This window comes from Amycolatopsis sp. NPDC052450 (assembly GCF_044547565.1).
Taxonomy (GTDB): Bacteria; Actinomycetota; Actinomycetes; order Mycobacteriales; family Pseudonocardiaceae; genus Amycolatopsis.
Map to the genome: position 1 here is coordinate 1 of NZ_JBIUAQ010000005.1, position 26,885 is coordinate 26,885.

General features: G+C 69.2%; 24 protein-coding genes and 1 pseudogene. 12 read left to right on the forward strand and 13 right to left on the reverse strand.

The annotated features are described in order from the left end of the window. Window positions 1-142: 142 nt before the first annotated feature. The 4 genes from sucD to ACIHAO_RS10705 form a co-directional block, all read right to left on the reverse strand. The gene (sucD, locus tag ACIHAO_RS10690) at window positions 143-1,030 is read right to left on the reverse strand and encodes a succinate--CoA ligase subunit alpha (protein WP_125788903.1); all 888 of its coding nucleotides are present in this window, start codon (window positions 1,028-1,030) and stop codon (window positions 143-145) included. Window position 1,031: 1 nt separating this feature from the next. After that, complete coding sequence (gene sucC, locus ACIHAO_RS10695; RefSeq protein ID WP_396556672.1) at window positions 1,032-2,201, reverse strand: ADP-forming succinate--CoA ligase subunit beta; 1,170 nt, start codon at window positions 2,199-2,201, stop codon at window positions 1,032-1,034. A gap of 117 nt (window positions 2,202-2,318) precedes the next feature. Continuing rightward, the gene (locus ACIHAO_RS10700) at window positions 2,319-2,678 is read right to left on the reverse strand and encodes a hypothetical protein (protein WP_396556674.1); all 360 of its coding nucleotides are present in this window, start codon (window positions 2,676-2,678) and stop codon (window positions 2,319-2,321) included. Beyond that, the gene (locus tag ACIHAO_RS10705) at window positions 2,675-4,525 is read right to left on the reverse strand and encodes a hypothetical protein (RefSeq protein ID WP_396556676.1); all 1,851 of its coding nucleotides are present in this window, start codon (window positions 4,523-4,525) and stop codon (window positions 2,675-2,677) included. Before ACIHAO_RS10705 ends, ACIHAO_RS10700 begins: the two co-directional genes overlap by 4 nt. 640 nt (window positions 4,526-5,165) lie before the next feature. On the opposite strand from ACIHAO_RS10705, the gene ACIHAO_RS10710 reads away from it, so the two are divergent. After that, window positions 5,166-5,852, forward strand: a complete 687-nt coding sequence (locus tag ACIHAO_RS10710; RefSeq protein WP_396556678.1) for a M23 family metallopeptidase — start codon at window positions 5,166-5,168, stop codon at window positions 5,850-5,852. Between the two features lie 707 nt (window positions 5,853-6,559). Here ACIHAO_RS10710 and pcrA read toward each other — a convergent pair. Further along, window positions 6,560-8,977, reverse strand: coding sequence for a DNA helicase PcrA (pcrA, locus tag ACIHAO_RS10715; RefSeq protein WP_396556680.1), 2,418 nt, complete (start codon window positions 8,975-8,977; stop codon window positions 6,560-6,562). A gap of 90 nt (window positions 8,978-9,067) precedes the next feature. Here pcrA and ACIHAO_RS10720 point away from each other — a divergent pair, with 90 nt between their 5' ends. The 7 genes from ACIHAO_RS10720 (at window position 9,068) to ACIHAO_RS10750 (ending at window position 16,079) form a co-directional block, all read left to right on the forward strand. Next, a complete protein-coding gene (locus ACIHAO_RS10720; RefSeq protein ID WP_396556682.1) occupies window positions 9,068-9,487 on the forward strand; it encodes a DUF1707 domain-containing protein in 420 nt (139 codons plus the stop codon). Window positions 9,488-9,654: 167 nt separating this feature from the next. Next, the gene (locus ACIHAO_RS10725; protein ID WP_396556684.1) at window positions 9,655-9,942 is read left to right on the forward strand and encodes a chorismate mutase; all 288 of its coding nucleotides are present in this window, start codon (window positions 9,655-9,657) and stop codon (window positions 9,940-9,942) included. Window positions 9,943-10,196: 254 nt separating this feature from the next. Next, window positions 10,197-10,502, forward strand: a complete 306-nt coding sequence (locus ACIHAO_RS10730) for a hypothetical protein (protein ID WP_125788895.1) — start codon at window positions 10,197-10,199, stop codon at window positions 10,500-10,502. A gap of 338 nt (window positions 10,503-10,840) precedes the next feature. Then, window positions 10,841-12,079 carry a hypothetical protein gene (locus ACIHAO_RS10735; protein WP_396556686.1) on the forward strand — a complete coding sequence of 413 codons (1,239 nt, stop codon included), beginning with the start codon at window positions 10,841-10,843 and terminating at the stop codon, window positions 12,077-12,079. A gap of 255 nt (window positions 12,080-12,334) precedes the next feature. Beyond that, window positions 12,335-13,180, forward strand: coding sequence for a hypothetical protein (locus tag ACIHAO_RS10740; protein WP_396556688.1), 846 nt, complete (start codon window positions 12,335-12,337; stop codon window positions 13,178-13,180). Window positions 13,181-13,399: 219 nt separating this feature from the next. Then, window positions 13,400-15,019 (forward strand): serine/threonine-protein kinase, encoded by a 1,620-nt coding sequence (locus ACIHAO_RS10745; RefSeq protein ID WP_396556690.1) that lies wholly within the window; start codon window positions 13,400-13,402, stop codon window positions 15,017-15,019. Between the two features lie 13 nt (window positions 15,020-15,032). Continuing rightward, entirely contained in the window at window positions 15,033-16,079 is a 1,047-nt protein-coding gene (locus ACIHAO_RS10750) for a serine/threonine-protein kinase (RefSeq protein WP_396556692.1), read from the forward strand. On the opposite strand, the gene ACIHAO_RS10755 is transcribed toward ACIHAO_RS10750, so the two are convergent. Beyond that, on the reverse strand, window positions 16,076-16,381 hold the full coding sequence (locus ACIHAO_RS10755; protein ID WP_396556694.1) for an alpha/beta fold hydrolase: 306 nt from the start codon (window positions 16,379-16,381) through the stop codon (window positions 16,076-16,078). The genes ACIHAO_RS10750 and ACIHAO_RS10755 overlap by 4 nt on opposite strands. A gap of 62 nt (window positions 16,382-16,443) precedes the next feature. Next, window positions 16,444-17,376 (reverse strand): LysR family transcriptional regulator, encoded by a 933-nt coding sequence (locus ACIHAO_RS10760; RefSeq protein ID WP_396556696.1) that lies wholly within the window; start codon window positions 17,374-17,376, stop codon window positions 16,444-16,446. Window positions 17,377-17,477: 101 nt separating this feature from the next. Here ACIHAO_RS10760 and ACIHAO_RS10765 point away from each other — a divergent pair, with 101 nt between their 5' ends. Beyond that, window positions 17,478-18,416: a DMT family transporter gene (locus ACIHAO_RS10765; protein WP_396556698.1), complete on the forward strand. Its 939-nt coding sequence runs from the start codon at window positions 17,478-17,480 to the stop codon at window positions 18,414-18,416. Continuing rightward, window positions 18,413-18,757 carry a hypothetical protein gene (locus tag ACIHAO_RS10770; RefSeq protein ID WP_396556700.1) on the forward strand — a complete coding sequence of 115 codons (345 nt, stop codon included), beginning with the start codon at window positions 18,413-18,415 and terminating at the stop codon, window positions 18,755-18,757. The genes ACIHAO_RS10765 and ACIHAO_RS10770 overlap by 4 nt, the downstream gene beginning before the upstream one ends. A 77-nt stretch (window positions 18,758-18,834) precedes the next feature. Here the strand turns inward: ACIHAO_RS10770 and ACIHAO_RS10775 are convergent, their stop codons facing one another. Genes ACIHAO_RS10775 through ACIHAO_RS10785 form a run of 3 tightly spaced genes read right to left on the reverse strand, consistent with a single transcriptional unit; the run spans window position 18,835 to window position 21,268 of the window. After that, entirely contained in the window at window positions 18,835-19,203 is a 369-nt protein-coding gene (locus ACIHAO_RS10775) for a DUF4345 domain-containing protein (protein WP_396556702.1), read from the reverse strand. Next, a complete protein-coding gene (locus ACIHAO_RS10780) occupies window positions 19,204-19,911 on the reverse strand; it encodes a response regulator transcription factor (RefSeq protein ID WP_125680018.1) in 708 nt (235 codons plus the stop codon). A gap of 7 nt (window positions 19,912-19,918) precedes the next feature. After that, on the reverse strand, window positions 19,919-21,268 hold the full coding sequence (locus ACIHAO_RS10785) for a PspC domain-containing protein (RefSeq protein ID WP_396556704.1): 1,350 nt from the start codon (window positions 21,266-21,268) through the stop codon (window positions 19,919-19,921). 117 nt (window positions 21,269-21,385) lie between these two features. Between ACIHAO_RS10785 and ACIHAO_RS10790 the strand changes: the two genes are divergently transcribed. Beyond that, on the forward strand, window positions 21,386-22,657 hold the full coding sequence (locus ACIHAO_RS10790; RefSeq protein ID WP_396556706.1) for a PspC domain-containing protein: 1,272 nt from the start codon (window positions 21,386-21,388) through the stop codon (window positions 22,655-22,657). Next, on the forward strand, window positions 22,650-22,892 hold the full coding sequence (locus ACIHAO_RS10795) for a hypothetical protein (protein WP_125790015.1): 243 nt from the start codon (window positions 22,650-22,652) through the stop codon (window positions 22,890-22,892). Before ACIHAO_RS10790 ends, ACIHAO_RS10795 begins: the two co-directional genes overlap by 8 nt. 73 nt (window positions 22,893-22,965) lie before the next feature. Here the strand turns inward: ACIHAO_RS10795 and ACIHAO_RS10800 are convergent. The 3 genes and pseudogenes from ACIHAO_RS10800 to guaA form a co-directional block, all read right to left on the reverse strand. Next, window positions 22,966-23,167: pseudogene (locus tag ACIHAO_RS10800) on the reverse strand (GMP synthase (glutamine-hydrolyzing)); the annotation flags it as partial. Window positions 23,168-23,912: 745 nt separating this feature from the next. Beyond that, window positions 23,913-24,218 carry a hypothetical protein gene (locus ACIHAO_RS10805; protein ID WP_396556709.1) on the reverse strand — a complete coding sequence of 102 codons (306 nt, stop codon included), beginning with the start codon at window positions 24,216-24,218 and terminating at the stop codon, window positions 23,913-23,915. Window positions 24,219-25,319: 1,101 nt separating this feature from the next. Next, entirely contained in the window at window positions 25,320-26,876 is a 1,557-nt protein-coding gene (gene guaA / locus ACIHAO_RS10810) for a glutamine-hydrolyzing GMP synthase (RefSeq protein WP_396556711.1), read from the reverse strand. Window positions 26,877-26,885: the final 9 nt, after the last annotated feature.

Here is a 26,885-nt window from a genome sequence, read left to right on the forward strand (position 1 = left end):
CGGCACGTGGTTTCCCCCCCCTGCGGGCCCCGCCGCCCGGGGGGCGGGCTGCGGGCGCCCCCGCGCCGGGGGGCCGTGCCGGGGGGGGCGGGCCGGGGGCCGCCCCCCCCCCCCGCCGGGGAAAGCGTCAGTCTCCGAAGGATCAGAGGCTGTTGTACAGCTCGCGCGCCAGGACGGCGGTCTCGCTCGGGGTCTTCCCGACCTTGACACCGGCGGCCTCGAGGGCCTCCTTCTTGGCTGCGGCCGTGCCGGAGGAGCCGGAGACGATGGCGCCGGCGTGGCCCATGGTCTTGCCCTCGGGCGCGGTGAAGCCCGCGACGTAGCCGACGACCGGCTTCGTCACGTTGTCCTTGATGTAGGCCGCGGCACGCTCTTCGGCGTCGCCGCCGATCTCGCCGATCATCACGATGACCTTGGTCTCGGGGTCGGCCTCGAACGCCTCGAGGGCGTCGATGTGCGTCGTGCCGATGATCGGGTCGCCGCCGATGCCGACACCGGTCGAGAAACCGATGTCACGCAGCTCGTACATCATCTGGTAGGTCAGCGTGCCGGACTTCGACACCAGGCCGATCGGGCCGGCGCCGGTGATGTCGGCCGGGATGATGCCCGCGTTCGACTTGCCGGGGCTGATCACGCCGGGGCAGTTCGGCCCGATGATGCGGGTCTTGTTGCCCGTCGCGACCGCGTGCGCCCAGAAGTAGGCCGAGTCGTGCACCGGGATGCCCTCGGTGATCACCACGGCGAGCGGGATCTCGGCGTCGATCGCCTCGATGACCGCGTCCTTGGCGAACTTCGGCGGCACGAAGATGACCGACACGTCGGCGCCGGTCTCCTTGATGGCCTCCTCGACCGTGCCGAACACGGTGAGGTCCTTGCCCTCGATGGAGACGGTCTGACCGGCCTTGCGGGAGTTGACGCCACCCACGATGTTCGTGCCGGACTTCAGCATCTTGGTCGCGTGCTTCATGCCCTCGGAGCCGGTGAGCCCCTGGACGATGACCTTGCTGTTCTCGTTGATGAAGATCGACATCTCACGCACCTGCCGCGGCGAGCTCGGCGGCCTTGTCGGCCGCGTTGTCCATTGTGTCCACCACGGTGACCAGCGGGTGGTTCGCGTCGGCGAGGATCTGGCGACCCTCGACGACGTTGTTGCCGTCCAGCCGCACGACGAGCGGCTTGGTGGCCTCGTCACCCAGTATCTTCAGCGCCTCGACGATGCCGTTCGCGACCGCGTCGCAAGCGGTGATGCCACCGAAGACGTTGACGAAAACGCTCTTCACGTCGGTGTCGTTGAGGATGACGTCCAGACCGGCCGCCATGACCTCGGCCGACGCGCCGCCACCGATGTCGAGGAAGTTGGCGGGCTTGACGCCGCCGTGCTTCTCGCCCGCGTACGCCACGACGTCCAGCGTGGACATCACGAGGCCCGCGCCGTTGCCGATGATGCCGACCTCGCCGTCGAGCTTGACGTAGTTGAGGTCCTTGGCCTTGGCCTTCGCCTCGAGCGGGTTCTCCGCGTCCTTGTCGACCAGGGCCTCGTGGCCCGGCTGACGGAAGGAGGCGTTCTCGTCGAGGGTGACCTTGCCGTCGAGGGCGATGATCTTGTCCTGCGGGTCACGGACCAGCGGGTTGACCTCGACCAGGGTCGCGTCCTCGGAGACGAAGGTCTCCCAGAGCTTCACGACGACGTCGGCGGCTTCGTCGACGACCTTCTCCGGGAACTTGCCCGCGGTGAGGATCTCGACGGCCTTCGCCTTGTCGACACCGATGATCGCGTCGACCGGGATCTTCGCGAGCGCTTCGGGACGCTCGACGGCCAGCTGCTCGATCTCCACGCCGCCTTCGGCCGAAGCCATCGCGAGGAAGGTGCGGTTCGCACGGTCCAGCAGGAAGGAGAAGTAGTACTCCTCGGCGATGTCCGAGGCTTCGGCCACCAGCACGCGACGCGTGATGTGGCCCTTGATGTCGAGACCGAGGATCGCCTCGGCCTTTTCCGCGGCCTCGGCCGGCGTCTGGGCCAGCTTGACGCCGCCGGCCTTGCCGCGGCCGCCGGTCTTGACCTGCGCCTTGATGACGACCTGGTTGCCGATCTTCTCGGCGGTGGCCTTGGCTTCTTCGGGGGTGTTTGCCACGGCACCCGGCAGAACCGGTACTCCGTGGGCGGCGAAGAGATCCCTCGCCTGGTATTCGTAGAGGTCCACTACTCCAGTCTCCTGACGACACGCCACTGTGGTGGTCCGTTTCCGGACCGCGCTGTCGGACCAGTCGAGGTTAGCGACCTGCGCAGAAGCCGGGCACTCCGCACCTGGTGAAGTCGGTCACCGTACGCGGTCAGACGGTGTTTCCACGGTGTGAGACCGCACACCGGAGACCCAGTTCGCCGCCTCTTCCAGGGTTTCGAAGGCGTTCTCGAACCCGCTCGGGCCGTTACCGACCGCGAAGAAGAGAACGCCGGGAAGCGTTTCGGCGAGCCCTTCCGGTTCACTCTCGCCGCGCAGGACGCCGAGGATGTCCGGATCCTCCTGTTCGACCGTCCGGACCAGTTGTTCGACGGTGTCGAGACGCCCGGCGTAGACGACCTCCACCCCGTCGTCGCGCAGCGCCCGACCGAGCGCGACCGCCGAACCGTCCGGGACGGCGAACTCGGCCAGCACGACCCGGAGGAGGCGGCGCGTCATCCGGTCCGCCGCGCACCCGCGACGGCCATCCCGGCCGCGACGAGGGAGACGAGGGCGCCGCCAAGGGCGAGCCAGAAGCCGATCCCCGCCGACGAGCCGTCGTACTCCGAGCCGACGAGCGGCAGTTCCGCCGCGCGCAGCCCGAGTAGCAGCGCGGCACCGGCCAGGGCGGACGCCGCCGCGACCGGCCGCGAGCGCACGACGAGCGCGTACAGGCCGAGCAAGACCGCGAGCGCGCCGAGCAGGCCCCACGACGCCGCGCCGAAGTTCGACCACAGACCGGGGGCGGTGTAGCCCGGCGCGGTGAACACCGGGGTGCCGAACGCGGCGATCGCCAGGACCGCCGCCGCGACGACCGGGGTCAGCACGGTGCCGTTCGCCCGCGAACCGTCCAGCCCGCTGTCGGCCGGGGCATCGGCGGCGTCATCGGCGACATCGCGTTCCACGACGCCGGTGACCACCGCGGCGAGCGCGGCCACGGCCGCCAGCACGAGCGCGACGAACGTCCACGTGACGCCGGGGCCCGCCGAGAAGCCGACCTTGTCCGGCGACGGCACCGGGAGATCGACCCCGAACAGCGCCGGGTCCACCGCCTTGTCCTCGGTCACGGACAAGGCCGCGCTCAGCACGCCCGCGCCCGCGAGAACCACTCCCGCCCACGTCGCCGCGACGACTCCCCTGGCGAACGCCGAGAGCCGCGGCACGAAGACGAACAGCGCGGGCACGGCGAGCACGACGGCGGCGCCGAGCAGCAGCCAGCGCGCCGGCGTCTCGGGGACGGGCGCCGGACCGTTGGCCTTCAGGACCGGGGCCAGCGCACCCGCGACCGCCGCGGCGGCGGCGAGCAGTGCCAGGCCGCCGGTGGCCAGCCGCCACCAGAACAGCCCCGGCAGCCTTGCCTCGCCGGCGAGGTCACCGGTGACGGCATCGCCTGCTTCCGCGACGTCGAACCGGGTGAAGGCCAGCCCGGCCAGCGCCAGGCCCGCGACGGTCACCACCACCGAACCCGGCGCGACCGAGAGCCGGTCCACGGCGAGCCCCGCGACCACCGCCGGGATCCCGACCGCGAGCGACGCCAGCCCGGCTCCGGCGAACCCGCCCTTGCCGACTGCGGCCGAAGGCGAACTCACGGCCACGAGCACGGTCAACGGAAGCATCGCCGCGAGCAGCAGGTACCCGGCCATCGCGACCGTCGGACCCTCGAAGGCGTTCTTGGCCAGGAGATACGCGTTACCCGAACCGAAGGGTGCGAGCAGCAGGCCGATCCCGCCCGCCACGCCGAGCACGGGCCCGAGCAGCCGCCAGCGGCGCCGTCCGTCGAGTTCACCCGCCAGTTCCGCCTCGTCACGTGCGGTCCCGGCGGCGAACGCCCCGGCGGCGAGGGTGAGCAGGTGGCCTGCCACCAGCGGCCACAGGCCCGGCCCTGCCGGAGGCAGCGCGAGCAGCCTGTCGGCGAGGAACAGTTCCGGACGCGCGGCGAGGGATCCGTCCGCGAGCAACTGCAGGTCGAGCAACAGCCGCCCGGGCGCGAGCGCGGTGAGCCCGAGCACCAGCCCGGCCGTGAGCCCGGCGCGCCCGGTGAACAGCCCGTAGAGCACGGCCACCGCGGGCGCCAAGGCCAGCACGACCAGCAGCGGACCGGCGGTGAAACCGGGCGAACCACCCTGGATGACGGGCAGCAGCGCGCCGGCGGCCAGTGCGACCGCACCGGCCGACACCAGCCCCGCCGACAGCAGGAGCGCTCGCGGGCGGGAGCCCGGTTCGCTCCGGAGAAGTTCGGCGGACGCGGTACCGGGGACGGCTTGCCCGGCGGAGTCGCCGCCAGGATGCCGTGAGCGCGAAGTCATCGACGGCGACGCTAGCAAGCCGGGGACGGCCGGGCCCGGCAGCAGGGGCGCGGCAGGTCTCACCGGCGTTCGGCCAGGCCCCTGACAGCAGCTGAAGACGAGCTGCGGCCGAACTGAAGAGGCGCGGGCGAGGCATGGAAGCGGCCTAGTCCGGGTAAACCTCCTTCAACACCGTCGGGCAACCACTTATTTCCCTCATTTGCCCCCTTTCCGGCCCTTCGGTACCCCCGAACGGCCCTCTGATCTTGTAACGCAAGTCACACGGTTGTGAGTAAACCTGGTTTAACTTTGGGTAATCCCTACTGGACAACGGCCACATCGCCGTCGCCCGATCGGCCGAGAGCGCCGTCAGATCTTGCTGTCCGGGGTGCCGCTTCGTTACTGTCCCGGGGTCCCCATTACAGTCAGATCACGAATGAGAGCGCCGAACGAACCACCCCCGAGGTCGTTCACCGGGTTCCCCCGCCCGGGCTCTTGATCCGACTCCCCGAACATGGAAGGCCCCGTCTTGGCTTCACACCGCTCCCCCGGCGGCCAAGCTCCTTCCCCGGCGCTCGAGAACGCACTCGATGGTGCGGTCGTTCGCGTCCGGGGCTCGCACCGCCTGTCGCCCCCGTCCTCGGCCCTTCGCGGTCGTGTCGTGGTCGCAGCCGTCGCTGCCGGCGCCTTCGCGGCCGCCGCTGCCGGGCAGACCCTGAAGTCCGTTTCGGAATCCTCCGACGCCGCCGTCACCCCCCTGGCCAGCACCCAGGACGCGAGCGCCTCGTTCGCCCTCGGCGGCGGAGCCGGTGGTGGCGCCCCCGAACTGCTGCCGACGAGCCAGTCGACGAACGCCTCCGCCGAAGCCCAGAAGCTCTCGGAGAGCAACAGCATCACCCAGGCCCGCGTCAAGCGTGAGGCCGAAGCGGCCCGCAAGGCCGAAGAAGAGGCCAAGCGGCCCAAGACCTGCATGCCGACCAAGGGCACCTTCACCTCGGGCTTCGGTGCCCGGTGGGGTACGAGCCACCTCGGCATCGACCTCGCGGCCCCGATCGGCACGCCGATCGTCGCGGCTTCCGACGGCACGGTCATCGAAGCGGGCCCCGCCAGCGGTTTCGGCCTCTGGGTCAAGGTCCAGCTCGCCGACGGCACCGTCCACGTCTACGGCCACATGAACTCGTTCTCCGTCCGCGAAGGCCAGAAGGTCAAGTGCGGCGAGGAGATCGCCGAGGTCGGCAACCGTGGCCAGAGCACCGGCCCGCACCTGCACTTCGAGGTGTGGCAGAACGGCACGAAGAAGATCGACCCGCGCCCGTGGCTCGCCGCCCGTGGCGTGAGCGTCGGCTGATCGGAATCCTTTCCCCTTCACCACACCGGTGACACCGCCCGCGGCAAGGGCGCGCCGGGCAACGACGCTCTGGCGCGCCTTCAGGGCCTCCGCTTCCCCCTTCGAGAACACCGGCTTCAAGAGCGCCGGCTTCGAGGACACGGGCTTCAAGAACACCGGGAAGCGTCGTAGGCCATCCGGCCCGGAGCACATGTGGTCTTTCGGGCCCTCAAAGCCTTCACGCGACGCCGTCGGGCAGCTTTCGGACGAAGTACCCCACGGCGATCTGCCATACCGTGCAGAGACCGGCCGGGCGCCGTGCGCTCGGCCGCCATCCGGCGAAAAGTCCCCGGGAACGAATTCGGCACCCGGCTGGCCGCGGCCCGAACAGCCATCGCCGCGCGTGCCCGCATACGACGCACCGTCCGGCCCCGTCCGGTTCGTGCGTCCGCAGTAACGCGCGCCAGGCCGCGACCAGCCTGAGCACTTCCGGCGGTTCCGGACCCCGATCCGGCCCCGCCCCTTCTTCAACACCCCGCAAGTACTCGAGTACCCCACTCGAGAGAACCCCAAACAAGACCCCGTCCACACCGTGCGCCCCCTCCTCCTGATCGGGGCACACCGGCTCTTCCAGCCTACCCCAGCGCATCGAACTCGTGTTCGATGGCACAGGTATACGGGAGGGGTCCGACAGTTTTCGTACGCGGTGAAGAAACCGCAGGTCAGAGCTAGAGTTTGACCATCGGGACGCTACCGATGAGCATCAGCCGGACCTTGCCCGCGGCGCCGAAGTCGATCGTCGCCGTGGCACGCGGGCCCACCCCGTCGCAGGCGATGACGGTCCCGAGCCCGTACTTGTCATGGCTGACCCTGTCGCCGACGTCGAGTTTGAGCGCGACGGTTTCCTTCCAGCCCTTGCCGAACGGGCTCGTGCCCGTCGACCTCGACGGCGAGGCGCCACCGCCACCGCGGCTGCCCCAGGTCGTCGCGGCGCGCGGCGAACCACCCGACGAACCGAAACCACCGGAGGACGAGGTAGGCGCGAGCCTGCGCCAATCGACCAACTCGGCGGGAAGCTCGTCGAGGAACCGCGAAGCCGGGTTCATCTGCGGCTGGCCCCACGCGGAGCGCACCATCGAACGGGAGACGTACAGCCTCTTCCTCGCCCGCGTGATCGCGACGTAGGCGAGCCGGCGCTCCTCGGCCAGTTCGGTCGGGTCACCGAGCGCGCGCATATGCGGGAAGATCCCGTCTTCCCAGCCCGTGCCGAAGACGACCGGGTATTCGAGCCCCTTCGCGGTGTGCACGGTCATCAGCGTGACCACGCCCGCGTCGTGCCCGTCACCGTCGTCGCCACCGTCGGCGGCGGGGATCGAATCCGCGTCGGCCACCAGCGAAACGCGCTCCAGGAACGCGGGCAGCGAGCCCGGCTCCGGCACTCCTGGGTCCACGGCCTCGATTTCGGGGAGTTCACCGTCCGGACCGGCGACCTCGGCGGTGAATTCGGTGAATTCCCGCGCGACGGTGACGAGTTCCGTCAGGTTCTCCACCCGCGACGCGTCCTGCGGGTCGTCCGACTCTTCGAGTTCCGCGCGGTAGCCCGTGCGTTCCAGGACCGCTTCGAGGACGTCGGCGACTTCGGCGCCGCTCTCGACGACCTCGCCGAGTTCGTCCATCAACTCGACGAAACCGGTGATCGCCTTGGCGGAGCGCGGGTTCAGCATCGGCACCTCGCCGCTGACGGCGCCGCGCAGCGCCTGCGCGAACGAGATGCGCTCGCGTTCGGCGTACGTCGCGATGACCGCTTCGGCGCGGTCGCCGATGCCGCGTTTGGGGACGTTGAGGATCCGGCGCAGGCTGACCGTGTCCTCCGGGTTCGCCAGCACCCTCAGGTACGCGAGCATGTCGCGGACCTCGCGCCGTTCGTAGAACCGCACGCCGCCGACGACCTTGTACGGCAGGCCGAGGCGGATGAAGATCTCTTCGAAGACACGCGACTGGTTGTTGGTGCGATAAAAGACCGCGACGTCGGAGTAGTCCGCTTCGCCCTTGTCCGCCAGCGCGTCGATCTCGCCCGCGACGAACGCCGCTTCGTCGTGCTCGTTGTCCGCGACGTAGCCGACGATCTTCTCGCCGTCACCGGAATCGGTCCACAGCCGCTTCGCGCGCCTGTTCGGGTTTCGCGCGATGACCGCGTTCGCCGCGTTCAGGATCGTCTGGGTCGAGCGGTAGTTCTGCTCCAGCAACACCGTCCGCGCGTTCGGGAAGTCGCGTTCGAATTCCTCGATGTTGCGGATCGTCGCCCCGCGGAAGGCGTAGATCGACTGGTCCGCGTCACCCACGACGCACAGTTCGGCGGGCTCGATCCCGGCCTCGTTCGCCTCGGTGCCGACCAGTTCGCGGATCAGCGTGTACTGCGCGTGGTTCGTGTCCTGGTACTCGTCGACCAGCACGTGCCGGAACCGCCGCCGGTAGTACTCGGCGACGTCCGGATACGTCTGCAGGAGTTCGACCGTCCGCATGATGAGGTCGTCGAAGTCGAAAGCGTTGGCCTGGTTCAGCCGCCGCTGGTACTCGACGTAGACCTCGGCGACTCGGCGTTCGAGGTCGTTGCCCGCGTCGGCGACCGCCGTCTCCGGGACGATCAGCTCGTTCTTGAGGTTCGAGATGTGCACGGCCAGCGTGCGCGCCGCGTACTTCTTCGGGTCGATGTCGAGATCGCGGGCGACGAGGGTGATGAGCCGCTTCGTGTCGTCCGAGTCGTAGATGGAGAAACTCGACGACATCTCCAGCGTTTTGGCCTCACGCCGCAGGATCCGCACGCACATGGAGTGGAACGTCGACACCCACATCGCGTTCGCGCGGCGGCCGACGAGGTCGCTCACCCGCTCCCGCATCTCCGCGGCCGCCTTGTTGGTGAACGTGATCGCCATGACCTGGCCGGGGTGCACGTCCCGTTCGGCCAGCAGGTACGCGATCCGGCGCGTCAGTACCCGGGTCTTGCCGGAACCCGCGCCCGCGACGACGAGCAGCGGCGAGCCCGCGTGGGTCACGGCTTCGCGCTGTGCCGGGTTCAGGTCGTCGAGCAGGTCCGAGTGCCGGGGCTTGGCCGGACCGTCCGCTGGGAGATCGAAGAGGGTGTTCATCGCCGGTCCACGCTACAGCGCCGGGCGTAGGCGGTGTTGCCGCCTGCCGTCCGACGCGCGGACGGTGTTCGCGGCGGAGGATCGGATGCCATGGACACCAACGGAATCCCCTCCCGGCTCAGGGCCGCCGACACCGACCGGGAGCGGGTCGTCTCGCTCATCCAGGCCGCCGGCGGCGAAGGCCGTCTCACCCTCGAAGAAGTAGAAGAGCGGCTCGGCACTGTGTATTCCACCAAGTACACAGACGAACTCTCCGCGCTCACCGCCGATCTGCCGAAACCCGTGCCGAAGCGGCGCCCTGTCGTCTTCGGACATCCGGCGGTGCGGGCCCACCTGGCGGTCGTCGTCGTGCTTTCGGTGCTGCTGATCGTCCGCTGGACGGCTTCGGGGGTGCCGTTCTTCTGGCCGGCGATGCCGATGTTCTGGCTGGCCATGAGCGTCCTCGTGCACGCCCGCGTACGCGGAGTACGCCGCCGCTTCAAGCCGGAGGAGGGTCTCGCTGTGGCATAATGATCGGCATGCGGCGCGTGACGCGATTTTTTTACGGGACCCGGACTCCGGCTCCCGTGATCGCATAGTGCCGAAATGCCATCACCCGAAGCCCCGGAGTCCACGGACCCCGGGGCTTTACGCTGTTCCGGGGGCCAGCAGGGAATCCGGACCGAAGAAAGGTCCCGATGAACACCACACAGAAGCCGGACGCCGAAGAACCCACCGCCACGGCCGAAGAGATCGATGAGCTCCGCAAGGAGATCGACTGGCTCGACGGCGAGATCCTGCGGCTGGTCAAACGCCGCGTCGAAGTCTCCAAGACGATCGGTGCGGCCAGGATGGCCGCGGGCGGCACCAGGATCGTCTACAACCGTGAAATGGACGTGCTGGCGCGCTACCGCGAACTCGGGCCCGAGGGACGGCAGCTGGCGATGGCGCTGCTGAATCTGGGCCGGGGCAGGCTGGGGCGCTGAAGGGGACTTTCCCCGCGTCTCGCGTGGGGAAAGCGCCCTTCGCAAGCTCGGCAGACGGCGGCCGAGCCGTGACGCCCTGCGAGAGTGCCGGCCACGCGTGACTGGACGGACGCCACGCGTGACTGGATGGACGGCTCGGTCCCGGTGGTCGTGAGTGATGCGGACCACGGCCTCACGTCACGATCGCGTGCCGTGAGGCGAAACTCAGGGTGTTCCCCGAGCCACGACGACGCGGGACAGGGCAAACTGGACCCATGATTAACCTCATCGCCGTGATCATCGCGATCGCCGGTGTCCTGGCGACATTGGGCCATCTCGGTTACCTCGCCATGCTGAACAACGCGGCGGGTAAGCGCGCGGGCGGCACGCCCATCGCCCAGTACGTCAAGACACGCTGGCCGATCGCAGCGGGTACCACTGCGGCCTCGCTTTTCGCCTGGTTGCTCACCAGTGGGGGAACGACGCTCGACATCATCGCCATTTTGCTTGCAGCGGGTAGCGGGATCACCGCCACCAAAGCCCTGCAATCGACCCAGCAGAAGTACCGCAGCGGCAACTGAGCGGCTCCACCAGCACTGATAGCACTGCGTAACGTCACCAAGGCCCGTTCGGCCGCGCCCGACCGAGTGAAACATCTGCAACTTGCAGACTGGGTGAAGACTTGCGCTTGTCGAACTTTTAGTGTGGATCCCGTGAGGACCCTTGCGTCTGGGTCGGGCGATGCCCGTATGACGCGCGGGGGCGATGGCCCCGCGCGTCCACCCTCGCATGCGCGTGCATTTGCTCACGAGAGTGCCCGGGAGTCTGCAAGCGAGGGATCCCGTGAAAGCACTGCTCCGTTCGGCTTAACCGGTGTCACATCGCCGTCAGGGACGGCCCGCGAGGGGGTCGCTCGGACATGAACGGCTGGGCGGAACACCAAGGACGGGACGGCGCCACGCACGCGGGCCGCCACCGGGCGGGCGGTACCGAGAGCTGGACCCCACCCGTGCCGCCGAGGCGGCAGCGCGCAGGCGGGCACGGGCATCACGCACAGCGTGAGTTCGCCCCGCCCTCCACCGGTTCCCTGCCGCTGCCGCCACCGCGGAACGGGAGGGCGCCGAGTCCCGGCTACGCCCCATCGAGCGGCCGCCTGCCGCTCCCCCAGCCCGCTCGTGAGGTACCCGTGGAACGCCCGGCCCGCGTCGAGGTCTCGTTCACCGAACCGGTCCGGCCCTCCGCCGAGGAACGGCGTGCGAAGGCCGCCCAGCGCACGAAGGTGACGCTGACCGCCCCCGCTCCCCGCCGTCCCGAGCCGGTGGAGATCGACGGTGACACCGATGACGTCCGCGTCTATCTCGCCCCGCCCGTCGACGGCCTCAGCACCTTCGACCTCGGCTCGGTGCCCGCCTCGGTGACCCCGCCCAAGACCTGGCGCAAGGCCGCCTGGTTCGCGGCGGCGGCGTCCGCGCTGGTCGTCGTCGGCCTGCTCTTCGCCGGTTCGTTCCTGGTCGGCAAACCCCTCCCGGAACAGCAGAGCCAAGGCGGCTGGCCCGGATACCGCGGGGGCAGCCCGCTGACGCAGGACGGTCTCGCCGGCAACCCGGCCACGCCGCCGCAGGGTGGTGCGGCGGGCAATCCGTCCAGCTCCGAGTCCGATTCCTCGACCAGGGACGACCGCAGTTCCGCCAATTCCGGCACCTCGTCGGACAACGGCGGCTCCGGCAGCAGCGAATCCCAGCCGGATTCGGGCGGGCCGGTCACGTCCGGGCGGCCCGCGCCCTCGTCGAGCGACCGGCCGCAGAAGCCGCCGGTCATGCCCGCGGACCGCACCACCACGACGTCCCCCTGGTACGCGTCGCAGCCGGACGCGGAGACGATGGGCGACAACACCGAGATCTTCCTCAACAACGTCACCACCGATCCCCACGAGGCCTCTTCGGTGACCTCGGGAAGCCTGAGCGAAGAAGGCGCGCAGGGTCTCCGTGAGCGCTACGCGGACGTCGCCTACTTCGAGGTGAAGAAGGTCAGCATCGACCAGCGCCGCGGCGTCACGGTCAACACCGTCGAGGTCACCCACAAAGACGGAACGAAGACCATGGAGCAGCGCACCCTGACCTTCGGTGACGACGACAAGATCGTCGACGACGGCATGTAACCACCCGCGCACGTGCAGGTGTCCTGTTCCTCTGCACGTGCGGTGCGGCGAGCGGTCGTCCCTGGTCCGGGTGGGTGACCTAAGCTGCCGTTCGTCGTATGGCGACGGCATTCCGGCGATAGAGCCTGGCCGCGAACCGTCCGCACAGGGTTACCTGGCGACTGCAGGGTCCGCACCGTTCAGAAGACGGCCGCGCGGACCAGAGGCGTCGGCCGAACGGCCCAGCGCCTGCCCCGGACCAGAGCGAGGAATTTCGTGCTTGATCGACAGCGCATACGGCGTGAGGACGCCGTACGTGTCGAGGACGTCATCCCGGAAGAGATCCTGAACGACACCCGTGTGGACCGCGACTACCTCGAGCAGGTCTTCCGCGAGCCGCAGAAGTTCGTTCCCGCCCGCACCCGTGAAGTGCCGTCGGCGCGGCCCGAGCCCGAAGAGGACGAGCCGGAGAGCCGCGCCGCCCGGCGGGCCAAGCTGGCCGGGCTGGTCGCCGCCGGACTGCTGGTCGCGGGCGCCGTCGTCACCGCGGGCGTGCTCGCGGGCGCCCAGCGCCAAGGCACGGCACCGGGTGCCGCCGCACCCGAGGTGATGAGCGGGGCCGCCGCGCTCGGCGGGCTCGCCGTGCCGGACTCCCCGGAGCCGCAGCGGAAGCAGGAGACGCCGACGTCCGCGGGCACCAGCACGACACCGCAGCCGTCTTCGGGTACCGCCTCGGGCTCGCTCACGCAGCAGGGTTCGACGTCCAGCAGCGCCAGTTCGCAGCCGGTCTCCAAACCGGCCGCGGTCACCACGGCCGAGGGCAAGCTCGACGCGGTCCGGAAGTTCTACCAGACCGTCGACGCCGACCCCTACGGTGCGATGTCGCTGCTCACGCCGGTATTGGCCGAGTCCGAAATGGGCAGGCTGGTCGAGGCGTGGAGCGCCATGGACGCCATCCAGATCCAGGATCTCCGCGAGCAGGCCGACGGCACCGTCCTCGCCGTGGTGACCATGCGCAACGCGGACGGCGGCATGGTGCGCGTCACGCAGGTGCTGGAATTCGCCGACGAAACGACCGGTCTGATCACCGACGCGCGGCTGCTGTCCGCGCAGCACATGTGACGGACACCCCGCGTGTAACGGCTCTCCACCCAGTGCGATCAGAGTGTGCCGCGTGTGTGTGCGCAGAGTGAGCGCCTAGCCTTGTCACGAGTCGGTCTCGGAAAAGCCGGCACACAGACCACTACATGTGCATACGCTCCAACGCTGTGGCGTGCTGACGGCCGCACCGCGTGCGCGGACGATTCCGCGACGTGAAGACGGAGCCCAAAGGGAGGTCGCGTGAGCGACGAGGGTCGCCTGGTCGCCGGTCGATATCGCATCGCCGGGCGGATCGGCACGGGCGCTATGGGGGCCGTGTGGCAAGCGCACGACGAGGTACTCGGCCGCACGGTGGCGATCAAGCAGTTGCTGCTGCAACCCGGTCTTGAAGCTCACGACGCCGAAGACGCCCGCCAGCGGACGATGCGCGAGGGACGGATCGCCGCCAGGCTGCACCACCCGAACGCCATCTCGGTGTTCGACGTCGTCACCGACGACAACGGCCAACCGTGCCTGATCATGGAGTACCTGAACTCCACCAGCCTCGCCCAGGTGCTGCAGGAGGAGCGGACGCTGCCGCCGACGGAGGTGGCCCGGATCGGCGCGCAGGTCGCGGCGGCGCTGACCGAGGCGCACGCGGTCGGCATCGTGCACCGGGACATCAAACCCGGCAACATCCTGCTGGCCCCCAACGGCACCGTGAAGATCACCGACTTCGGCATCTCGCGGGCCAAGGACGACGTCACGGTCACGAAGACCGGGATGATCGCCGGAACCCCCGCCTACCTGGCGCCCGAGGTGGCCATCGGCGGCGACCCCGGCCCGGAGTCCGACGTCTTCTCCCTCGGCTCGACGCTCTACGCGGCCTGCGAAGGCCAGCCGCCGTTCGGCCTCAGTGAGAACACGCTGAGCCTGCTGCACGCGGTCGCGGCCGGGCAGATCATCCCGCCGCGTCAGTCCGGCCCGCTCGCCAGCGTGCTGGCCGTGCTGCTGCACCCGGAGGTGCGGCACCGGCCCACCGCCGAAGAGTGCGAAGAACTCCTCGCCGCTGTCGCGCGGGGTGAAACGCCGCTGGGCGGTCCCGCGGACGAGACCGTGCTCGCCGCCCCGGTCGCGGGGGCGCTCGCCGGCGCGGGCGCGACACAGGCGCTCGACAGCGAAGCGGCGGGCCACTCGGGCTCGCTCCTCGACGAGCAGGCCGCGGCGGGTTCGTACTACGACGAAGACGACTACCACCAGCCGCCCGCGTCGGGTTACCCGGAAGACGACTACGACGGGTACGACAACTACGACGAGACGGCGTTGCTCGCCGAACGCGGCCACCCCGGCGGCGGCCCGGCGCCCACCCGCGCCGTCCCGATCCCCGCGGGCGAATACGACGACGATCCCTACGACGACGACTACGACACCCCGCCTCCGCCGCCTCCGCCCACCCGCGCGCAGACCAGCCCGGTGGACGAGGACGACGAGAAGCCGGGCGCCTGGAAGAAACCCGCGATCATCGGCGGTGTCGTGGTCGTGGCGCTGGCCGCGCTGGGCTTCTGGCTGCTGAGCCCGAACAACCCGGAGACGCCCGCCCAGGTGGGGAACTCGTCGACGAAACCGACCCCTTCGGCGACGTCATCGGCTCCCGAGACGACGGAAACGCCGTCGGAGACGCAATCGGCCGAGCCGCCCAAGGAGACGACTTCGTCGAAGAAGACTTCGAGCAAGGCGAGCCAGACTCAGGAACCTGATCCGCCGTCCCCGACGAAGACGCCTTCGAAGACCCCGACGAAGACGTCTCCTACGACGACACCGACCACGCCGACTACGCCGACGACCCCGACCAGTCAGACGGGCGAGCCCGGCGGAGCATGATCCGAGGCTGCAATTGAGTTCTGAAGGTTCCATCGTCGGCGGCCGGTACCGCCTGGACCAGCCCATCGGGCGCGGCCGGGCGGGCATCGTGTGGCTGGCGTTCGACACGCGTCTGCTGCGCACGGTCGCGATGAAGCGCATGTACCTGCCCGTCGGCCTGCCGCCGGACCGGGCGGAGCAGGCGAAGGCCGTCGTCATCCAAGAAGGCAAGGACGCGGCCAAGTTCGAGCACGCGACCGCCATCAAGGTGTACGACGTGCTGCCCGACGGGGCGGACGTGTGGCTGGTGATGGAGTACATCCCGTCCCGCGGGATGGCGACCTTCCTCGCCGAGCACGGCAGGCTGACCGCGGAACAGGCCGCCGGGCTCGGCATCGTGCTCGGCCGCGCGCTGGCCGCGATGCACGAGGCCGGGGTGGTGCACCGGACGGTCGAACCGGGCACGGTCCTGCTGGCCGACGACGGCGGCGTGAAGCTCACCGACATCGGCATCACCGGTGGCGGGCCGAGCCCGGCGTACCGGGCACCCGAGGTGGCGCGCGGCGAACCGGCGACTTCGGCGTCCGACGTGTTCTCGCTGGGCGCGACGCTGTACACGGCCGTCGAGGGGGTGCCGCCGTTCGGTGAGGACGGCGAATCTTCGGAACGGCCGCCGCAGACCGCCGGCCCGCTGGCAGGCGCGCTGCGCAAGATGCTGCGGCCCGAGCCGGATTCCCGGCCGACGATGGCCGACACGGTCCGCTCGCTGAGCGCGATCACCGAGGGCAGGCAGACGGCGTTCATCCCGCCGACCGCGCCCGCGATGCCGACGGTTCCGGCCTCGATGCCGATGCCGATGAACCAGGCGCCGCAGCAGCCGCCGGTTCCGCAGTTCCCCCAGCACCAGCCGCAGCAGTATCAGCCGCCGCAGCCGCAGTACACGCCGCCGGCGCGGCAGTACGCGCCCGCCGCGCCGGCCGCGGCGAAGTCGCCCGACACCCGGAAGTGGCTGATCGTGGCGGGTGCCGTCGTGGCGGCGATCCTCATCGGTGTGCTGTTCGCGGAACTGTTCCTGATTTAGAGCCGCTCCAGGACCAGCGACGCCAATTCCACGGGACGGCTGAGGTACGGGCTGTGACTCGCCCGCCAGGTCACCGTCGTTTCGCAGCGCGCGGCGCAGTGAGCCACCAGTTCCGGCGCGAGCGCGCGGTCTTCGGTGCAGGCGATGTACGTGGCCGGGGTGTCCTTCCACGCCGAGCCTTCCGGCGACTCGTCGAAGATCGTGACGGGCTCGGGGCGCAGCAACGCCGTGGCGCGGTCGGCGACGTCGTCGAAATGGGCGGGCTGGTGCCAAGAGCCGTGCAGGACGATCAGGGGACGCACCGGGATCCTTTCGCAGGCGGGTTCCCTGCCAGGTTGTCGACCGCCGGTGCGGCTGCTCAAGCTCAGCCGGTTTTCGTGCCCACTCGGCCAGTCCCGGTTACCTGTCCGGCCCCTTCGCGGATCGCGCTGAGGAACCGTCGCACCGCGGGGTGATCCCTGGCGTGCGCGGCCACGGCCGCGTGGATGGACCGGATCGGATCCGGACGGCGGACCTTGCGGATGGCGACGCCGGGGTGCGGGGCGCCGAGGCCGAGCTCCGGGATCAGCGCGACGCCGAGCCCGGCGGCCACGAACCCTTGTGCCGTCTGGTAATCCTCGGATTCGACGACGTGGTTCGGGGCGAATCCGGCCGCGCCGCAGGCGTCGAGCAGGATGTCCCGGCAGGCGCCGGGGAGACCGTCGACGCCGACCCACGGATCCTCCGCGAGTTCGCCGAGATCCAGGACGCGTTTGCGGGCGAGCCGGTGGTTCTTGGGCAGGATCGCGCGGTACGGGTCGTCGAGGAGGTGGATGTACTCGACTCCCTTGACCCGGGGCGTGCTGCTGGGGAGCACGATCATCGCGACGTCGGCCTTGCCCGACTCGATCTCGGGCATCGAATCGTCGGGCTCGACCAGTTTCAGGTCGAGGCGGACGCCCGGGAAGTCCCGGCGCAGCGCGGCGACGGCCAACGGCACCAGTGAGGCGCCCGCCGTCGCGAAGTAGCGGATCGCGAGCCTGCCCGTGCGGCCTTCCTTGAGTTCGCTGAGCGCGGCTTCGGCCTTGGCGAGCTGGGTGCTCAGCGTTTCCGCGTGTTCGGACAGCAGCGAACCGGCCGGCGTCGGGCGCACGCCGCGGCCGACGCGTTCGAGCAGCTCGACCCCCGCTTCCCTTTCCAGGGTGGACAACTGCTGGCTGATCGCGGAGGGTGTGTAGCCGAGATTCCTGGCGGCGGCGGTGATCGAACCACTGCTGATCACGGCTCGGAGGACCTGCATGCGGCGGACGTCCAGCATGGCCCGATCTTACAGTTCTTCTTAAGGCTCCCTGCAGTAATTTTCGCTTGTCCTTACGCGTCGGCGCGGCGAAGCTGAGCCAGGCACTAAGGAGGACTGGGGTGGGCGAGACGAAGACCCTGCTGCGGATCGGCGCGCTGGCGCTCATGTGGGGATCGAGTTTCTTCTGGATCAAACTGGGGCTGGGCGCGTTCTCGCCGGTGCAGCTGGTGCTGGCGCGGGTGGTGCTCGGCGCGGCGGTGCTGATCGGGCTCTGCTACCTCGGCCGGGACCGGCTGCCGTCGGGACGGCGGATCTGGGGACATCTGGCCGTCGCGGCGTTCTTCCACAACGCGCTGCCGTTCCTGCTGTTCGCGTGGGGTGAGCTGACCGTCGACTCCGGGATCACCGGCGTGCTGAACTCGACCACACCCCTGTGGGTGCTGCTGGCCGCGCCGATGATGGGCGCGCGGACGAAGATGACCGCGGTGCGGGTCGCGGGCTTGGTCGTCGGCCTCGTCGGCATTCTGCTGATCTTCGCGCCGTGGGAAGCGTCCGGGCTGGTCAGCTGGGGTGCGCTGGCGTGCCTCGCGGCGGCCGCGAGCTACGGGTTCGCGATCGTCTACGAGGGCAAATACCTCACCGGCACCGGTGACTCGCCGCTCTCGTTGGCCGGCGGGCAGATGCTGCTCGCGACCGGGTTCGTCCTGCTCGCCATGCCGATGGGCGGTTTCGAACCGGTGCACCTGAGCACCGGCGCGATCGTCGCGGTCGTGATCCTGGGCATCGGGTCGACCGGGATCGCGTTCGCGCTGAACTACCAGCTCCTCGCGAGCGAGGGCGCCGTCGCGGCGTCGATCGTCGGCTACCTGCTGCCGGTGGTGTCGGTACTGCTGGGGGCGGTGTTCCTGGCCGAGCCGCTGAACTTCCGGGTGATCGCCGGGATGGTCGTCGTGCTGGGCGGGGTCGCGCTGACCCGGCTCCGGCCGAAGGAGCAAGGGACCTTTGCTATCACTCCGCAGGTCGAGCCCCCTCTCGCCGCCGATAAGGTCGCGCCATGACGGACACGACCACACTGTGGCGCCCGACCGGGCCCGTCGAGCTCGACCTCGTCCGCGAGTCGGGCTGGCGGGAGTGGCCACCGCGGCTGCCGGAGCAGCCGATCTTCTACCCGGTGCTGAACGAGGACTACGCGATCAAGATCGCCCGCGACTGGAACGTGCGATACGACGGCGCGGGCTTCGTGACCCGGTTCGACGTGGAGACCTCGTTCGTCGAGCGGTACCCCGTCCAGCAAGCGGGCGGGAAGACCATCCTCGAGCTGTGGGTCCCGGCCGAGGACCTCGCCGAGTTCAACACGCACATCGTGGGGAAGATCGAAGTCACCCACGAATTCCGGTGACTCGCCTTTAGCGGGCTGATCGCGATGCGGTGGGGCCTGGGGGCTCGCCGGATCGCGATCAGCCCGCTAAACGCAAGTCAGAGGGTCGCGACAACGAGCAGGGTGGCCATGACCAGCTCCACCCAGAAATAGAGCCAGCTCGGATAAAACCGCTCCGGTCGCTCCGCGAACCGCGCGACCAGCCGCCCGAAGGCCATCCCGGCGAGCGCGACGGCCACCGCGATCGCGGCACCCCGCTGGATCCCGCCGACGTCGAAAGCCGCGAATCCGAGCAGCACCGCGACAGCCACACCGAAGCCGCCGTACACCGCGCGCACTTCGGTCCGCGCCGTCGCCGACTCCAGCGTGATACCGAACGGCCGGATGAGCCGCCCCGGCGCGACGAGCCCGAGCAGCCCCATGCCGAGGAAGAACACGGCCACCAGGCCGATGAGGACAGGCGCCACCTAGACGAGACGCCGGTCGGAAGCCCAGCGCGAAAGCTCGTACCGGTTCGAAAGCTGCGTCTTCCGCAGCACGCTCGACACGTGCGTTTCGACGGTCTTCACCGAGATGAACAGCTCCGACGCGATCTCCTTGTACGCGTACCCGCGCGCGAGCAACCGCAGCACGTCGCGCTCCCGCGGCGTCAGCAGGTCGAGGTCCGGATCGCTGATCGGCGCGGAACCCGGCCGGTCGGCGAAGGCGTCGAGCACGAACCCCGCCAGCCGCGGCGAGAACACCGCGTCGCCGTCCGAGACCCGCACGACGGCGCGCACGAGCTCCTTCGACGAGATCGTCTTCGTGACGTACCCCCGCGCCCCCGCGCGGATCACGGCGATCACGTCCTCCGCGGCGTCGGAGACCGACAGCGCGAGGAACACGACATCCGGCAGTTCCGGCCGGATCCGGCGCAGCACTTCGGCGCCGCCACCGTCGGGCATGTGCACGTCGAGCAGGACGACCTGCGGTTTGGTCCGGGCGATACCCGCGACCGCCTCGGCCACCGAGCCCGCCTCACCGACCACGCGGACGTCGTCGGTGATCGAATCCAGTTCGGTGCGCACTCCGGCACGGAAGAGCGCGTGGTCGTCGACGAGGAAGACCTTGACCGGCTCCCGCGTCTGCTGGTTCTCCGTCACGATGCTCCCTCGCTCGCCCTGTCCCGTGAGCATAGCGACCTCACGCCGCGCCCTTCCCCGCCTTGACCGGCATCTCCAGCTGGACCTCGGTTCCTTCACCCGGTGCGGTACGGAGTTTGCACTTGCCCCCGTGCCGTTCCATCCGCCCCCGGATGGAATCGGCGAGACCGTGCCGATCGCCCGGCACGACATCGGGGTCGAACCCCTTGCCCCTGTCCCGCACGAAAACCGTCACCGCCGTCGGCTCGACCTCGGCGTACACACTGACCTCGTCGACGCCCGCGTGCTTGGCGGCGTTGACGATCGCTTCGCGCGCCGCCTGGACCAGCGCGGTCAGCGGCTCGTTCAGGGTGGCCTCCCCCACGACGACCTGCTGCACCGAGATCGCGAACGCGTCCTCGACCTCGCCGCACGCGGCCGCGAGTACTTCGGACAGCTGACCGCTGATGGCCTCTTCCTCGGTCTTCTTGTTCTTGCCGTACCCCGACGGCCCGTACAGCCAGCCGCGCAGCTCGCGTTCCTGCCCGCGCGCGAGCCGGGCGACCTCACGCGGCGAATCCGCCTGCTTCTGGATCAGCGCGAGGGTCTGGAGGACCGAATCGTGCAGATGCGCGGCGATCTCGGCGCGTTCGTCGGTGCGGATGCGGGCGGTGCGCTCGTCGGACAGATCGCGAACCAGGCGCAGCCAGAACGGGACGGTCAGCACGGCCACCCCGAACAGCGTCGCGATCACCGCGACCAGCGCGAACTTGACCTGGTCGATACTGCCGCTCTCCAGGACGACGACGCCGATGCCGGTCATCACCAGCGCGACACCGGCGACCACGCGGATCGCGGCCGACCAGCCCCCGCCCCCGAGGAACGCCGTCGCGACGCCGCCCTTGGCGCCGAGACGCCAGCGCCGTCGTTGCGACTCGTCGGCCTCCCGCCAGACGACGGCCGCGCCGATCATGGCCAGCGCCAGCGGAATGGCGACCCAGCCGCTGATGAAGCCGGTCAGCGTGCCGCTGGCGACGGCGAGGCCGACACCCAGCGCCATCAGGCCGAAAGCCTGCTGCTTCTCCTTCGGTGCGGATTTCTCCGGCTCGACCTCACCGGATTGCTGCTGGACGAAAACCCACAGCAGGCCGTACGCGAGAAGACCGACGCCGTTCAGCGCGGCGAGCAACGCGAACGCGGTCCGGACCCAGAGCACCTTGACGCCGAGGTGGTCGGCGAGACCGCCGGCGACACCCGCGATGGCGCGGCCGGAGCGGCGGCGGTACATCTTGGGCGGCTCGAACGGCGCCGGGGACAGGCTGCCGGCGACGGGCACCAGCGGGCGCTCGATGATCGTCGGCTTCACCTGTCCGGCGAGGTCGGTGGGGGCGGTTTCCTGCACGTACTCCATGGTCACACGGAGTGCGGCACTGATCCATCGGGGAAACCCCTGACTCTTCCCGCTGGGGGAAACCTCAGGGACGTTCCCGGATGTGGCGAGGGTCCGGCGGAGCGCATTCTTTGTGGCATGAGTGGGAGTGAGACACAGGTTCCGAAGCGCGGCCCCGCGGCCGGCTTCGAGGAGACCGTCAAGGATTTCTGGCGGAGCAGGCCGGTCCGCCCGGTGGCGGGCCGCAAGTTCGCCGGGGTGGCCGCCGGCATCGGCTACCGGTACGGCATCGACCCGACAGTGGTGCGTGTCGCGCTGGTCGCGGCGACCGTGTTCGGTGGTTTCGGCGTCTTCGTCTATCTGCTGGGCTGGCTGTTCCTGCCGCAGGAAGGTGACCCCGTTTCCGCGTTCGAGGGCCTGATCGGCCGGGGGCGCGCGTCGAGCTCGCCGGCGTTCGCGGTGCTGCTGCTGCTTTTGCTTTTCCCCGGTCTCACCTGGACCTTGAGCGGCGGCTGGATGACCGACGGCACCGGCCTGATCGGCTTCGCGCTGATGGCCGTCGCGCTGTACCTGCTGCACCGCAACCGCGGTCAGTTCAACCGGCCGACGATGCCCGCTCCGGCCTATCCGACGGCCGCGTTCTCGATGGCGTCCGCGTCGGCGGCCTCCACCTCGACGGCGACCGAAGGCGGCTGGGACCCGCTCGCGGCCGACCCGTCGGCCTGGGACCTGCCGAACGCTTCGCCGTCCGGCGGGCTGCCGCCGCAGACCCCTCCGCCGCCTCCCGCGCCGCCGGCGCCTCGCGGCCGCAAGTCGAAGATCGGCGCCGCGACCTTCGGGCTCGCCGTGCTGGTGGCCGGCGTCGGCACCGTCCTTGGGCTGGACGGCGAGACTTGGTTCACCCCGCAGCACGTCGTCGGGCTCACCCTCGGTGTGGTCGGTATCGGGCTGGTGGCCGGTGCGTTCGTCCGGGGTGGTCGCGGACTGATCGGGCTGGCGGTGCCGCTGGCGATCGTCGGGATGGCGCTCACCACGGTCCCGTTCGAGAACTTCTCCGTGAAGGGCGGCGTCGAGGACCTGAAGGCGACGCCGAGCCAGGTATCCGAGGTGCTGCCGGAGTATCGCCGCTCGGCGGGAGACATCGACGTCGATCTGACCAAGCTGCCCGCAGGTGCGTCGGTGACCACGAAGGTCTCCAACGGGGCGGGTAACTCGACGGTGCTCGTGCCGGCGGGTGCCGAAGTGAAGGTCTCCTGCGAGACGGGAGCGGGCGAGGTCGACTGCCTCGGTCAGTCCCGCTCGGGGGTCGGCGAGGACGCCGTCGACTTCACCGCGCCGGGCGACAACGGGCAGAAGATCACTCTGCAGGTCAAGAACGGTGTCGGGAACGTGGAGGTGCGCCGTGGCTGAGTACGACTACGACAACTACGACAGCACGCAGACTCAGTCGGCTCGGCCCGCGAAGCGCGGGGTGGACGTCTTCACCCTGATCATCGGGATCGCGACGCTGCTCGTGTCGGGTTACGTCCTCTCGGACGGCGCCTCGTGGCTCCCGCAGTTCGACTTCCGGTGGGTCATGGCGGGTGGGGCGATCTTCGTCGGCGTCCTGCTTCTCGCCGCTTCGGTGCGCAAGAGCCGCCGCTAGCGGCCCCGCTCACGATCCACCCCACTCCGAAGGCCCCGGCCCCTCGCCGGGGCCTTCGCCTTGCCCGCACCCGCTCGATGGTGCCCGGCGGTTTGGACGTCACGTCCAGGACAACCCGGGTGAGCTCGGCGACCTCGTTGGTGGTTCGGGTCGAGATCCGCTCGAGCACGTCGTAGGGCAGGCGCGTCCAGTCGGCGGGTCATCGCGTCCTCGGACAACACCGGCCGCAGCACCACCGGATGTCCGTAGGTACCCCCGTCGCCGCCCCGCCCGCCCCTGGACACCGTCCTTGGCATGCGGACGGCGTCGCATTTCGGTGGGCCCACGATGAGCTCGACTCCTGCCCCTACCCAGGAGCGGCCGAGGAAGCGCTCGCCCAGCTCGACGACGCTTACGCGAACTGGAATCGAGAGCGTCCGAGGGCTGGACGCCGACAGTTTTGCCCGCCCGCGCGGTCCAGCCGAGGGCCCCTACGCGGACGAGCCGCTCCCCCGACGCTCGTCCTCCACATCAACCGCGAAATGATCCATCACTCCGCCGAGGTACTACCCTCCGCGTCCTTTACTTGCGTCACACCAGCCCCACCAGGCCCGAACCCGCGTTTAGCGGGCTAACCGCGCCTCGGAGGCGACGTTGGCCCGCTAAACGCGATGCCGGACATGGAAGGAGCACGACCGCGAGCGCCATGCCGAGCAGGAACTGGTGATCGTGAACGCCTATCGGAAGCCGCCAGCACCGAGGCCAGCCCGAATCCCTTCAAATACCAGAACAGTCTAGATCCAAGAAGAGCCCCTGTTCCAGGGGCTGGACGGGGTTGAAGAGCTGTACCGGAACTCAGGAGTTATTTCTTGCTGGCAAGCTGAACTGCACGTCTGGCAGGTGGGCTACTACGCTGGTCAACGTGACCGGTTGCTCCCTGCCGCCCATTTCCGTCGGCGATCTTGGCACGCCATGCACCGGATCGGGCATGCCGTACCAAGATCGCCAAGACGTGTGATCTCAAGTAAGGTGCGGGATCAGTCAGTAGTCGACATAGAGGTACCACGTCAGATATGGGCTCAGGTCGCACGAATATCCGTAGATGATGCCGCGCACCAGCATTTTCGCACCGGCCTCATTGCAGGCACTGCGTGACCAGTACCAGTCGTAGTACTCATGCTGGCCAACCTGGGTCTGCGGAACAATTTTCTGCACCGCACTAGCGGCAGGTGGAACAACTTGCTGCACCGCACTAGCGGCAGGTGCTGCCGTCGCCGGACTGCCGCCTGCAAGCAGCGCGCCACCTAGCGCAAATGCGGTAATTCCTGCGGAGATGAGTTTACGCATCGTCAATCCCTTTCTTGCCCGGATCATTGGACGTTACGACAATTACAGCCATGCCGGTCGTCATGTCATCGAAGAAAACCTCCCGCCCAGTAGTCGAAATAGAGGTACCACGTCAAATATGGGCTCAGGTCGCACGAATATCCGTAGATGATGCCGCGCACCAGCATTTTCGCACCGGCCTCATTGCAGGCACTGCGTGACCAGTACCAGTCGTAGTACTCATGCTGGCCAACCTGGGTCTGCGGAACAATTTTCTGCACCGCACTAGCGGCAGGTGCTGCCGTCGCCGGACTGCCGCCCGCAAGCAGCGCGCCACGCTAGAGCCAATGCGACGAGCGAGTGTGCTGACGATCCTCAGCGAATCAACAACAGGACTCTAAGGACGATTCGCAGTTCGCGATCCAAGGCTCCCCCTCAGGACTTCCAATACCTGGACTGATCACGCCACGCTGAGAGCTAACGTATCGCCCTTGAATCGTGCTGCGCGTCCACCATTTGAGTGAATCTCACTACAAGCGAGATTCACTGGACATGCCTGCAAAGGTGCGACGATAGTCCCACAGAACCGACCAGTCGACTACGAAATTCGTATCGGCGAATAACAGACAACTTTTCGGCCGCCGGTGAGTCGAGGACAAGTTTTTTACGGAAAATAGAGGCACTGACCGGAATGCCGTGGAAGTAGAACGTGCTGGAGCTGACGGGGATCACACAAGGGGAAGTCAGGAAGCCCGGCTGGCCTGAAGCCGATGGATGCCTACAGCTTGACGCGGACGCGTTCGGGTTGAAGGTGCGGAACCCGGTCCGGTCGGGCCCAGGTAGGGGGTGTCTCGGTCCAGGCGTCGGTGAGCATGGTGCGTTTCTCGCCGACATTGGCGACATCCCATTTCGCTTCCGCTTCCTCCCGCGTCAACCGTGGTCAGCCGGTCCGAGATTTGAACGCGGGCGACCTTGATCGCCGCAGTTGACGAACGGCGAAGGCCTCCCGCTTCGACTTCCGATGGATCGTCACAGGGGGCGCGGTGTTCGTGGGCCTGCTCGACCCGTCCTTCCGCGGCAAACCAGGAGGGCCCGGAACCCACATCCGGGACCTCCGTCCGGTCACTCCCACTCGATGGTGCCCGGCGGCTTGGACGTGACGTCCAGGACCACCCGGTTCACCTCGGCGACCTCGTTGGTGATGCGGGTCGAGATCCGCTCCAGCACCTCGTAGGGCAGCCGCGTCCAGTCCGCGGTCATCGCGTCCTCGGACGACACCGGCCGCAGCACGATCGGGTGCCCGTAGGTTCGCCCGTCGCCCTGGACGCCGACGCTGCGGACGTCGGCCAGCAGCACCACCGGGCACTGCCAGATCTCGCCGTCGAGCCCGGCCGCGGTGAGTTCCTCGCGCGCGATGGCGTCGGCCGCGCGCAGCGTCTCGAGCCGCTCGGCGTCGACGGCGCCGATGATCCGGATGCCGAGCCCCGGGCCGGGGAACGGCTGCCGCTGCACGATCGTCTCCGGCAGCCCGAGCTCCAGCCCGACGCGGCGCACCTCGTCCTTGAACAGCAGGCGCAGCGGCTCGACGAGCTCGAACTGCAGGTCGTCGGGCAGTCCGCCGACGTTGTGGTGGCTCTTGATGTTCGCCGCGCCCTCGCCGCCACCGGACTCGACGACGTCCGGGTACAGCGTGCCCTGGACGAGGAACTTGTAGTCGCCCTCGGCCTTGAGGTCGCGCTCGGCCTGCTCGAACACGCGGATGAACTCGCGGCCGATGATCTTGCGCTTCTCCTCGGGGTCGGTGACCCCGGCGAGCGCGTCGAGGAACCGGTCGCGCGCGTCGACGGTCACCAGGTTGACCCCGGTCGCGGCGACGAAATCGCGTTCGACCTGGGTGCGCTCGCCGGAGCGGAGCAGACCGTGGTCGACGAACACGCAGGTCAGCCGGTCACCGATGGCGCGCTGGACCAGCGCGGCGGCCACGGCGGAGTCGACGCCGCCGGAGAGCCCGCAGATCGCCCTGCCGTCGCCGACCTGCTCGGCGATGCGCTTGACCTGGTCGTCGACGATGGACGACGTCGTCCACTGCGGCTTGATGCCCGCGATGTCGTGCAGGAAGCGGCGGAGCACCTCCTGGCCGTGCGGCGAATGGTGCACCTCGGGGTGGTACTGGACGCCGGCGAAGCGGCGCTCGACGTCTTCGAACCCGGCGACGGCGGCGCCGTCACTCGACGCGGTCACGGTGGCGCCCTCGGGGGCCTTGGTGACGCTGTCGTTGTGGCTCATCCAGGCGGGCTGGTTGCTCGGGAGGCCGGCGTGCAGCACGCCGCCTTCACCGGCGACGCGGACTTCGGTGCGGCCGAACTCGCGGATCCCGGTCGGTTCGACCGTGCCGCCGAGGGCCTGCGCGAGCACCTGGTGGCCGTAGCAGATCCCGAGGATCGGCACGCCCGCGTCGACAAGGCCGGGCGCGAGCGCGGGGGCGTTCTCCGCGTACACGCTGGAAGGACCACCGGAAAGGATGATCGCGGCGGGGTTCTTGGCGAGGATGTCCTCGGCGGTGGCGGTGTGCGGGACGACCTCGGAGTAGACCTGGGCCTCACGCACGCGGCGCGCGATCAGTTGCGCGTACTGCGCCCCGAAGTCCACGACGAGTACCGGACCGGTGGGACTGGGCACCTGAAACCT